Raw genomic sequence first — 8,693 nt, 5'->3', positions numbered from 1 at the left:
GCGGAACAGCCCCGCGTCGTCCCCGATCGCCGGCTCTCGATTCCGACCTCGAAAGGCCAATAACGCTCCCGGGAGTACACCTGATATGTCCACCGCCAGCGTTCGCGACCGGGCCAAAGAGCGGGCCACCGCGATAACCGTCCTCCTCACCGTCGTCGGCTACGGCGCCGTGGGGGGCGTGTTCCTCGTTCCGGAGTTCCAAGCGCTGTTCCCGACGCTCACGCAGGAAACGGTCAATCTGCTCGCGCACGCCATCGCGGCCGTCAACACGGTCACCGTGATCTCCCTCTCGCTCGGCTGGTACTGGATCCGGAACGACGAGGTGAAAAAGCACGCGGCGGCGATGACGACGTCGTTCGTCCTCATCCTCCTGTTCCTCGGGATGTACCTCCCGAAGGTCGCCGGGGGCGGCACCAAGGAGTTCGTCCTCGACTCGTCGTACGCGTGGGTCCCGCTGTGGGACTGGGTGTACCCCGCGTACCTGATCATGCTCGCGATCCACATCATTCTCTCCGTGGTCTCGGTCCCCGTCGTCCTCTACGCGATCGTCCTCGGGCTCACCCACACCGAACAGGAGCTCCGGACGGAGACGCCACACCGGCGCGTCGGTCGGATCGCCGCGAGCGCGTGGATCCTCTCGCTCGCGCTCGGGGTCGTCACCTACCTCCTCTTGAACCACCTGTACGACTCGACGTTCGCGGCCGCCGAGGCCGCGACGGTCCTCCTGCCGGCCGTCCCGGTCTAACTCCTCCCCCTCGGCCCCGGCGTCTCGCCGGGGGATCCCGGCCGCCCCCGCCGCCACCGAAACGCTTGACCGGCGGCCGCGACACCCACACCCATGACCGACTGGATCGGCGAGACGTTCACGAGCGACGCGGGCTGGAACCACCTCCTCGACCTCGTCGACGTCGGCGACCGCATGGCCGGCTCGGCGGGCGAGCGCGAGGCGCTTGAGCTGACCCGCGACGCGTTCGCCGCGGCCGGCGCGCGGAACGCCGCGGTCGAGGAGTTCGAGATACAGGGCTGGGAGCGCGGCGACAGCGCGGTCCGCGAGGCCGCGACGGACGAGCCGGTCGCCGTCGGCCCGAACGCCTGTATCGCGCTACCGCGCAGCCCGAGCGCCGAGGTGACCGGGGAGTTCGTCGACCTCGGTCACGGCGTTCCAGCGGACTTCGAGGCCGACCTCGAGGGGAAGGTCGTGATGGTGTCGTCGGACACCCCCGACGCCGTCGACCGATTCATCCATCGCCGGGAGAAGTACTACCGCGCGGTCGACGCCGGCGCCGCCGCCTTCGTCTTCGCCAACCACGTCGAGGGGACCCTCCCGCCGACCGGGAGTGTCGGGACCGCGGAGGCGCCCGTGGGGGCGATCCCGGCGGTCGGCGTCTCGAAGGAGACCGGCGCCCGGCTGGCGCGGCGACGCGAGGGCGACGACCTGACCGTCGCGGTCGACTGCGAGACGCCGACGGCGACGAGCGGCAACGCGGTCGCCGAACTCGGCCCCGACACCGACGAACACCTGCTCGTCTCCTCGCACGTCGACGCCCACGACATCGCGGAGGGCGCGATGGACAACGGGGCGGGGACGGCGACGATCGTCGAGGTCGCGCGGGCGCTCGCTGCGCGCGAGGGCGAGCTCGACGTGCGGGTCCGGTTCGCCGCGTTCGGCGCCGAGGAGGTCGGGCTCGTCGGCTCGTCCGTGGCCGCCGAGGCGGCCGACAGGGAGGCGGTCCGCGCGGTCGTCAACGTCGACAGCAACGTGTTCGGTCGGACGCTGCGGCTCGACCACCACGACTTCGACGCGCTGGCGGCGGCCGCCGACCGTGTGAGCGACCGCTTCGACCACCCGATCGCGACGGGGAGCGAGCTGGTCCCCCACAGCGACCACTGGCCGTTCGTGAAGCGGGGGATCCCCGGGTACATGGTCTCGGGCGAGACCGAGGGGCGCGGCCGCGGCTGGGGCCACACCCACGCCGACACGCTGGATAAGCTGGAGTCGCGAAACCTCCGCGAGCAGGCGATCCTCCTGACCGAGCTGGTCGTCGAGCTCGCCGAGGCGGACGCGTCGGTTCCCCGCCGCGACACCGACGAGATCGCGGCGGCGCTCGAAGCCGAGGGGAAGGCGACGGGGATGAAGCTCACCGGCGACTGGCCGTTCTGACGCGAGGCGAGCGAGAAAGCGGCGGTCCGCGGTTCGTCAGGCGACGACGAACTGGTTCCAGATCCCTTCGACGAGGAAGAACAGCGCGAAGTACGACGACCACACCAACACGACGAGCGAGGCGGCGATCGAGCTCTTCGGCGCCTCGATCGTCATGTCGTTCCGGGCCTCGACGTTGCGGGCCTCCAGCTCGAAGAAGTCGGCGACGAACATCGCGAGGACGAGCACGGAGAGGATCGTCCCTCGCACCGGCGAACCGAGGATGTAGACGAACGAGAGGAGGACGAGCCCGACGTTAGTGAACACGTGCGGCGTGTACGCCTCCACGCTGTCCGCCTCCTGTCCCTGTTCGACGTGCCGCCTGTGCGCGAGGTGCCGCGTGGCGAGGTTCGCGACTGTCATCACGAAGATCGCGTACGGCAGCGCCGGCCCGACGGCCGACAGCCAGCCGCGGGGAACGAGGAACTGCAGTGGGTCCATATCCACCACTTCCGTTCACGACGTATTAGAGTGTTTCCGATCGGCGCGCCCGCGGGGAGGGGCGGCGTCGCTGCGATCGGAACGAGCCGTCCGTCGCTGCGATCGGAACGAGCCGTCGCCGCCACCGGGGGAGGGATCACCCCCGCTCCGCCGTCGGAGCGAGGAGATCGACCGTCGTCGCGGCCTCGATCCTGACCGCGCGATGTGGCTCGACAGTCTCCCAGCGGTCCCCGTCGACGACCAGCGCGACCGACTCCTCCTCGCGCTCGACGGTGACCCCGAGGCGGCCGCTCGCGACCCACGTGTCGGGAGCGGTCGTGAACGGCGAGACGGGGACGACCGCGAGGCCCGCCCCGGGCGATACCAGCGGCCCGCCGGCCGCCGCCGCATACCCCTCACTCCCGAGCGGCGTCGCGACCACGGCGCCGTCCGCGCGCACCGACGCCGACTCGCCGTCGGAGAACGCGATCTCGTACTCGGATATCCGGGCCGGCGCCGCCGTCACGAACGCGACGTCGGCGGCCGCGAACCGGCGGCGACTATCCGGCCGTTCGACCGCGACGACCGGATGAGCGACGCGGGAGAACGCGTCGAACTCGGGAGCCGGCCCGTCGACGACGAGGTCGGTCACGAGACTCGGGTCGACCGCGTGACGGCCCGTTCCGACCGGGAGGATCGGGTGGCCGCGCGTGTTCGTACTCGCGGCCGCGCGCATCGCCTCGCGGAGCGCGGCCTCGCCGACGGCGACGACCACGTCTGCCTCGGCGCGGTCGACGAGCGGGGCGCCCGCGTCGGTCGCCGCCGATCGGATCGCCGCCGCCGGGTCGCCCTCGCCGAGAACCGCGAAGGGGCGCGTCGGCTCACTCATGGCCGTAGGTGTGACGAGCGGCGGTGAAAATCCCTCGGTTCGCCGGCGGTCGCCGTCGCGTCACCGGTGAACGGCGCGAGGAAGAGCGGAGAAACGAGACGAGCGTTTCGCGTTCAGTTCGCGGCGGCGTCTTCGTCGCCGCCGTTGAGAGCGTCGCGGAGCTGGCGGCTGGCCGGGATGAGCACCCAGAACGTCGCCGCACCGAGCACCATCAGCCAGAAGAACATGTCGCCCGCGAACACGCCGATCTCGCCGTACGCCGTGTTCACGCCCTCCGCCGGGTTCACGAGCTGCGACACCTGGTAGTACGACGGCGTCCGGTACCAGCCGCCGAAGGTGATCCAGCCGAGACCGCCGATCGCGAACAGGGCGAAGCCCTTCATGAACTCGTCTGCCATTATCTCATGTTTCGCTGGGGTCGTCTTGAGACTTTCCCATCCCCTGTCCGCGGAACCGGGTCCCGAGCACGTACACGGCGGTTCCGAGGATAATGAATCCCACGCCCGTGATCGCCAGTATCGCCACCAGCACGTCTTCCGGGGGCAGGAGTCCGGCGTTGTCGAGCAGATAGACGATGGTCGTCCGGACGAAGCTGATCTGGAGCGTCGCGGCGTCGATGAGGGTGAACCCGACGAAGTAGGTGACGACCGCGGCGAGCGTCGAGAAGACGGTGACGGCCTTGTACAGCCGGAAAGGGACGACGATCTCTCGGCCGCTCGGGCCCTCCCGCGGGCCCGTCGGCTCGGTGCGGGGCTCGGCGTCGTCGTCGGCCGCGATCGGATCGCCGGTCTCGTCGAACGCCTGCGAGGAGTCGCCGTCTGTTGAGGATGACATGGGTGATACGGAGCGTCTGAACGGCTGGACCGGACCGCGACCGCGCGTCGGTCACGGGGGCGAAGCGGGCAGGGCTCGACCGGTTACTTCGGCGGGCGGAGCATGAAGTACCGGCGGTTGAGGTCGTACATGTACCCCTCGCGCATCGTCTTCAACACCGCGTAGGTGATGATGCCGGCGACGACGGGGAGCATGAACACGAGCGAGAACAGCAGCTCGAGCGGGACGGGGAAGAAGTTCTGGATGGCGAGCACCGCCAGCGTGATCGCCAGCACGACGCCGGTCATCCCGAGCGCCGCCCAGCCCGGCTCCTCGACGGGACGCCGCGCGTTCCCCTTGTTGAGGAAGGGGACGAGCGTGATGACGCCGAAGATGGCGCCGTGGGCCACGAGCCCGTACAGCTCGTTGGACATGACGATGTTGCCGCCCAACACCGCGAGTTCGGGGTTGATCGGGCTGAGTTTCAGCAGTCCGAACGACCAGTAGAGGTACCAGTCGGGCAGGATGATCGCCGGCGTCGATCCGGGGTTCGCCGGGTCCCCGAAGTGCCCCGGAAGGATCGACGCCACGAGCAGCATGATCCCGAGGAAGAACGACGTGATAGCGAGGTTCCGGATCGTCTCGTGGGGCCACGTCGGGAAGCCGAGCACGTCGCGCTCGACGTACGTGGACTCCGCGCGGAGGTCCTCGTCCTCGCGGCGGGACCGCTCAAAGTACTGGTAGGTGAGCTGTGCGAGCCCCTGGCTGCGCTCCTTGCGCTCCGACCAGGTCGGCGTCTCGTCGTCCGGCGGGACGGTCGCCGGGGGGCCGCCGTCGGTCCGCGCCTCGTCGTCGGTGCCTCCGTCCGTCATGGGAGTGGTGTCGTCGGTCATTGGATTAGTGCGGTTCCGCGATGCCCTGCACCCAGACGATGCCCACGTGGACCGCGATGAGCGCGGTGACCACGAACGGCAGCACGAACACGTGCAGGATGTACATTCTCACGAGCGTCGCCTGTCCGAGGGTGAAGCCGCCGAACAGCAACTGGGCCGCCCACTCGCCCACGATCGGGGTCGCGAGCGCCAGTTCGCCGCCGATCTGCGCCGCCCAGAAGGACAGCTGCTTCCACGGGAGGACGTACCCGGAGAAGCCGAACAGCAGCGTCAGGGCGATGAGCACGACGCCGAGGATCCAGTTGACCTCGCGCGGCTCCTTGTACGCGCCGGTGAAGTAGACGCGCAGCATGTGGAGGAACACCGCCGCCACCATGAACTGCGCCGCCCAGCGGTGGATCGCCCGGAGCATGAACCCGAACTGGACGTCCGTCATGATCATCACCATCGAGTCGTACGCCGCCGTCGGGTCGCCCTGCGCCGCCGCACCGGCGGTCGACGGTGCGTAATAGAACCCGAGCAGCGCGCCGGAGACCGCCGCGAGCAGGTATGCGATGATAGAGAGGGACCCGAGCGAGTACAGCGGGTACCAGTACCAGAACTTGTTGTCGAGGTCGTACTGCTCGGTGTGGCTCTTCGGCATCTGGAGGTTCGCGCGGTAGTACATCGTCTCCAGCAGTTCGAGGTAGTCGACGATGCGAAGCCGCTTGTCCAGCCAGATGAGCGTGGTCAGGAACGCCGTCTCGATGGCCGTGAGGTCCTGACTCTTGAGCCACGCGTTGTGGTCCATGTCGTCTTGTTTTTTCAGACTCATTGTCGAATCACTTCTTGTAGTACGGGTACACAGCCCGTTTCAGCGTGTCCGCCAGCCCGCCGGTGTCGATGCTTTTGCCGTCCTTGTCCTCCTCGCGGACGTACAGGTCCTCCCACTTGCGACGGCGTTTCTTCACGATCATCACGTCCGGAAGGAACTCTTTCCGGTACAGGAGTAGGATGAACGCGAGATCAATAAAGATGAGGGCGAGAAGCGCCCCGACGAACAGGGTGCCGGCCTCCGTCGACGCCCACGCGGACATCAGCCCGTAGGTGAAAAGCGCGACGAACACGACCTCGATGACGGTGAGGAGGACGATCGCGATCGCGGCGGCGGTGCTCTCACGGGCCGGTTCGTACCGGTGAATGTCGCCGTACGAGGAGTTGCCGGAGCTCATCTCGCACCCCCGTGACCCGTGTGGGCGGACTCGCCGTACTTGAGCATGTAGAACGTGAACACGAACGTCAGCCCGATGCCGAGGATCGCGGAGATGCCGACCCAGTGGGCGTGGAGCGGAACGCCGACCTTGGCGATGTCCTCGGGCCACCCGGTGTTCGCGCCGCCGCCGACCTCGACGGTCGCGACGTCCTCGCCGACGGCGATGCCGCCGTGCATGCCGACCGCGGTGTGGGGCACGCAGTGGTAGTGGGTGATCCCGGCGTCCTCGCTCGACGTCTCGTACTCGTAGGTGTACCCCTCCTCGCCGACGGGGTCACCGCTGTCGAAGCTGGCCGGGCCGCCGCCATCGACCGCCTGGACGTTGTGGTCGCCGCCGTTGCCCGTCCACTCCCAGGTGATCGTCGTTCCCTCGTCGACCCACACGAGGGTCGGGTCGAACGCGAGGCCGTTGCTGCCGGCCCCGACCGAGATGGTCACCGAGTCCTGGCCGCGGGCGTCGGTGTACGAGCCCACGTTTCCGCTGGCCGCCCCGCTCGGCCAATCGGGCTGTACCTCCTGTGCAGCCGCCGTTCCGGTCGCCCCGGCGGAGGCCGCGACGGCGGCGGTCGCGCCGCCGGCCGTCCGCACGAAGTCCCGCCTTTTCATACAGTTTCACTCAGGACGGGGTGCGCTTAAACCCACCGACTGATACCGCCGACGCGGAGGTGTCTGTAGGGCCTGAGACCGTCGAAATCGGCGGATTACTCGTCTCGGTCGGGGTCGGTCGTAGCGCCGTCCTCGCCGGTCACGACGCCGTCCTCAACCGGGACGAACTCGGGCCGCTCCTTCGCCTCGCGGAGCGCTCGCAGACGGTCGCGGTACTCCTCCGATCGGAACCGGTCCGAGAGCCGCGCGTTCGCCACCATCGCGAACAGGAACACCCCGACGAGCAGGAACACGATGCCCATCGCCGGCGCGACGATCGTGTCGAGGTCCGTCGCGGCGGTCGCGACGAGGAGCGCCACGCCGGCGAGCACCTGAATCCCGGCGACCGCCTGTATCACGAGGTTGCCGAACTCGCCCGAACCCTCCGGAACGCTGTCGGGGTGCGGGAGCGACCAGTCCTCCGGCGGCTCGGGCACCTCGTACGAGTCCATCGCCGCCAAGGCGACGACCGGTTCGATGTCCCGAAGCACGGTTCCCTCGCCGCGTACCTCGCCCGTGGGGCGGATGATCGCGTATCCCTCGTCGGAGTAGACGAGGATGCGCTCCTCGCCGTCCTCGCGGACGCGCTCCAAGACGCCGAACACGTCGCGGGTCGCGATCCGGGACTTCAGCTCGGCGTCGACCCGGTCGAGGAGCCGGTCGCCCGTGATCCACGTGTCGGGGTCGAAGGCGGCGTCCCACTCCTCGGCGCTCATCTGGGCCATGTCCGACGGGCCGAAGTCGTCGAAGTCGTACTCGGACTCGACGCGCTCGCGGAGGGCCTCGATGTCGTCCTCGTCTCCGGGAGCGCCGTCGGCGTCGGTCGACGCGGGCTCCGCTTCCGGAGTCCCGTCGGTCGCCCGAGATCCGTCTTCCGCGGGCTCCGTGTCGGGGGCTTCCGGGTCGTCGGGCGGGTCGGCCGACTCCTCCGGCGGCGACTCCGGCTCCGACCGCGTCGAGGTGTCCTCCATCGCCCCGGGGTACGTGCTCCTGACGCTAACTGTTTTCGTCCGCGCCCCGACGGCGAGAGGGCGGGACCGCGGGCGCCCGACGCGGATCGGGGGGCTTTACGCGCCGGAGCACGTATCGACGGTATGGTCGACGAGTCGGTCATCGCGGCCCTCGCCGGGATGTCCGTGACGACGAGTCTCCCGTTCCTCCTGTACGGCGCCTGGATCATGATCGACGCAGAGACCGTGTCGTGGAACGTGCTGATGCGCCACCTGCGGTACATCGTCGTCGGACTGGTGCTCACGACGGTCCCGATAGCCGGGTGGATGGTCCCGCGCGTCCTCGACCAAGTGAGCGGCATGGCGATCCTCCACGCGTTCTTCGGCGTTCAGGCGTACGCCCTGTTGGCGTTCGCGCTCACCGGGATCGTGCGGATCTTCCAGGCGAAGCGGAACGCCGACGCCTACGAGGACCCCAGCGTGGACATCGACGAGCTCCACGAGGACATGAGCCACTGGCGGAAGCGGCTCCGCGCCGGCGTCGCCGGCTTCATGCTCCTGTGGTTGTGCGCGTGGGTGACCGGGCTCTACCGGCTCGTCACGCTCCACTTCGGCTCGCTGTTCTGACGGC

Annotated in this window: 12 protein-coding genes; 3 read left to right on the top strand and 9 right to left on the bottom strand. The window is 69.1% G+C overall.

Annotated elements, in window-relative coordinates:
• The first annotated feature begins 85 nt into the window (after positions 1 to 85).
• Positions 86 to 745, top strand: coding sequence for a DUF420 domain-containing protein (locus tag B9H04_RS11115; RefSeq protein ID WP_049931287.1), 660 nt, complete (start codon positions 86 to 88; stop codon positions 743 to 745).
• A 93-nt stretch (positions 746 to 838) separates the two neighbouring features.
• Positions 839 to 2,161: a M28 family peptidase gene (locus B9H04_RS11110; protein ID WP_049931288.1), complete on the top strand. Its 1,323-nt coding sequence runs from the start codon at positions 839 to 841 to the stop codon at positions 2,159 to 2,161.
• Between the two features lie 36 nt (positions 2,162 to 2,197).
• Here B9H04_RS11110 and B9H04_RS11105 read toward each other — a convergent pair whose 3' ends face one another.
• The 9 genes from B9H04_RS11105 to B9H04_RS11065 form a co-directional block, all read right to left on the bottom strand.
• Complete coding sequence (locus B9H04_RS11105; RefSeq protein WP_085682707.1) at positions 2,198 to 2,641, bottom strand: DUF7313 family protein; 444 nt, start codon at positions 2,639 to 2,641, stop codon at positions 2,198 to 2,200.
• Positions 2,642 to 2,777: 136 nt separating this feature from the next.
• The gene (locus B9H04_RS11100) at positions 2,778 to 3,509 is read right to left on the bottom strand and encodes an NAD(+)/NADH kinase (protein ID WP_049931290.1); all 732 of its coding nucleotides are present in this window, start codon (positions 3,507 to 3,509) and stop codon (positions 2,778 to 2,780) included.
• A gap of 113 nt (positions 3,510 to 3,622) precedes the next feature.
• Positions 3,623 to 3,907: a DUF7314 family protein gene (locus B9H04_RS11095; protein ID WP_049931291.1), complete on the bottom strand. Its 285-nt coding sequence runs from the start codon at positions 3,905 to 3,907 to the stop codon at positions 3,623 to 3,625.
• A 4-nt stretch (positions 3,908 to 3,911) separates the two neighbouring features.
• On the bottom strand, positions 3,912 to 4,343 hold the full coding sequence (locus B9H04_RS11090) for a DUF7315 family membrane protein (RefSeq protein ID WP_049931292.1): 432 nt from the start codon (positions 4,341 to 4,343) through the stop codon (positions 3,912 to 3,914).
• 83 nt (positions 4,344 to 4,426) lie between these two features.
• Positions 4,427 to 5,215, bottom strand: coding sequence for a cytochrome b family protein (locus B9H04_RS11085; RefSeq protein WP_049931294.1), 789 nt, complete (start codon positions 5,213 to 5,215; stop codon positions 4,427 to 4,429).
• A 4-nt stretch (positions 5,216 to 5,219) separates the two neighbouring features.
• Positions 5,220 to 6,029 (bottom strand): cytochrome b, encoded by an 810-nt coding sequence (locus B9H04_RS11080; RefSeq protein WP_085682706.1) that lies wholly within the window; start codon positions 6,027 to 6,029, stop codon positions 5,220 to 5,222.
• Between the two features lie 7 nt (positions 6,030 to 6,036).
• Positions 6,037 to 6,426 (bottom strand): DUF7318 family protein, encoded by a 390-nt coding sequence (locus B9H04_RS11075; RefSeq protein WP_085682705.1) that lies wholly within the window; start codon positions 6,424 to 6,426, stop codon positions 6,037 to 6,039.
• Positions 6,423 to 7,073, bottom strand: a complete 651-nt coding sequence (locus tag B9H04_RS11070; protein ID WP_049931297.1) for a halocyanin domain-containing protein — start codon at positions 7,071 to 7,073, stop codon at positions 6,423 to 6,425. The genes B9H04_RS11075 and B9H04_RS11070 overlap by 4 nt, the downstream gene beginning before the upstream one ends.
• Before the next feature lie 95 nt (positions 7,074 to 7,168).
• Positions 7,169 to 8,083: a DUF7319 domain-containing protein gene (locus B9H04_RS11065; RefSeq protein ID WP_049931298.1), complete on the bottom strand. Its 915-nt coding sequence runs from the start codon at positions 8,081 to 8,083 to the stop codon at positions 7,169 to 7,171.
• A gap of 123 nt (positions 8,084 to 8,206) precedes the next feature.
• On the opposite strand from B9H04_RS11065, the gene B9H04_RS11060 reads away from it, so the two are divergent.
• Positions 8,207 to 8,689 carry a DUF7321 family protein gene (locus B9H04_RS11060; RefSeq protein ID WP_049931299.1) on the top strand — a complete coding sequence of 161 codons (483 nt, stop codon included), beginning with the start codon at positions 8,207 to 8,209 and terminating at the stop codon, positions 8,687 to 8,689.
• The last annotated feature ends 4 nt before the right edge of the window (positions 8,690 to 8,693 follow it).

Origin of the sequence: Halorubrum ezzemoulense DSM 17463, assembly GCF_002114285.1 — an archaeon.
GTDB classification, from domain to species: Archaea; Halobacteriota; Halobacteria; order Halobacteriales; family Haloferacaceae; genus Halorubrum; species Halorubrum ezzemoulense.
This window is presented reverse-complemented; position numbering and strand designations above follow the sequence as displayed.

What these genes read in the sequence shown, in the direction of transcription:
- B9H04_RS11085 (WP_049931294.1), bottom strand. Translation starts at nt 5,215, where the DNA reads ATGACCGACGACACCACTCCCATGACGGACGGAGGCACCGACGACGAG.
- B9H04_RS11100 (WP_049931290.1), bottom strand. Translation starts at nt 3,509, where the DNA reads ATGAGTGAGCCGACGCGCCCCTTCGCGGTTCTCGGCGAGGGCGACCCG.
- B9H04_RS11065 (WP_049931298.1), bottom strand. Translation starts at nt 8,083, where the DNA reads ATGGAGGACACCTCGACGCGGTCGGAGCCGGAGTCGCCGCCGGAGGAG.
- B9H04_RS11075 (WP_085682705.1), bottom strand. Translation starts at nt 6,426, where the DNA reads ATGAGCTCCGGCAACTCCTCGTACGGCGACATTCACCGGTACGAACCG.
- B9H04_RS11105 (WP_085682707.1), bottom strand. Translation starts at nt 2,641, where the DNA reads ATGGACCCACTGCAGTTCCTCGTTCCCCGCGGCTGGCTGTCGGCCGTC.
- B9H04_RS11080 (WP_085682706.1), bottom strand. Translation starts at nt 6,029, where the DNA reads ATGAGTCTGAAAAAACAAGACGACATGGACCACAACGCGTGGCTCAAG.
- B9H04_RS11095 (WP_049931291.1), bottom strand. Translation starts at nt 3,907, where the DNA reads ATGGCAGACGAGTTCATGAAGGGCTTCGCCCTGTTCGCGATCGGCGGT.
- B9H04_RS11110 (WP_049931288.1), top strand. Translation starts at nt 839, where the DNA reads ATGACCGACTGGATCGGCGAGACGTTCACGAGCGACGCGGGCTGGAAC.
- B9H04_RS11090 (WP_049931292.1), bottom strand. Translation starts at nt 4,343, where the DNA reads ATGTCATCCTCAACAGACGGCGACTCCTCGCAGGCGTTCGACGAGACC.
- B9H04_RS11070 (WP_049931297.1), bottom strand. Translation starts at nt 7,073, where the DNA reads ATGAAAAGGCGGGACTTCGTGCGGACGGCCGGCGGCGCGACCGCCGCC.
- B9H04_RS11060 (WP_049931299.1), top strand. Translation starts at nt 8,207, where the DNA reads ATGGTCGACGAGTCGGTCATCGCGGCCCTCGCCGGGATGTCCGTGACG.
- B9H04_RS11115 (WP_049931287.1), top strand. Translation starts at nt 86, where the DNA reads ATGTCCACCGCCAGCGTTCGCGACCGGGCCAAAGAGCGGGCCACCGCG.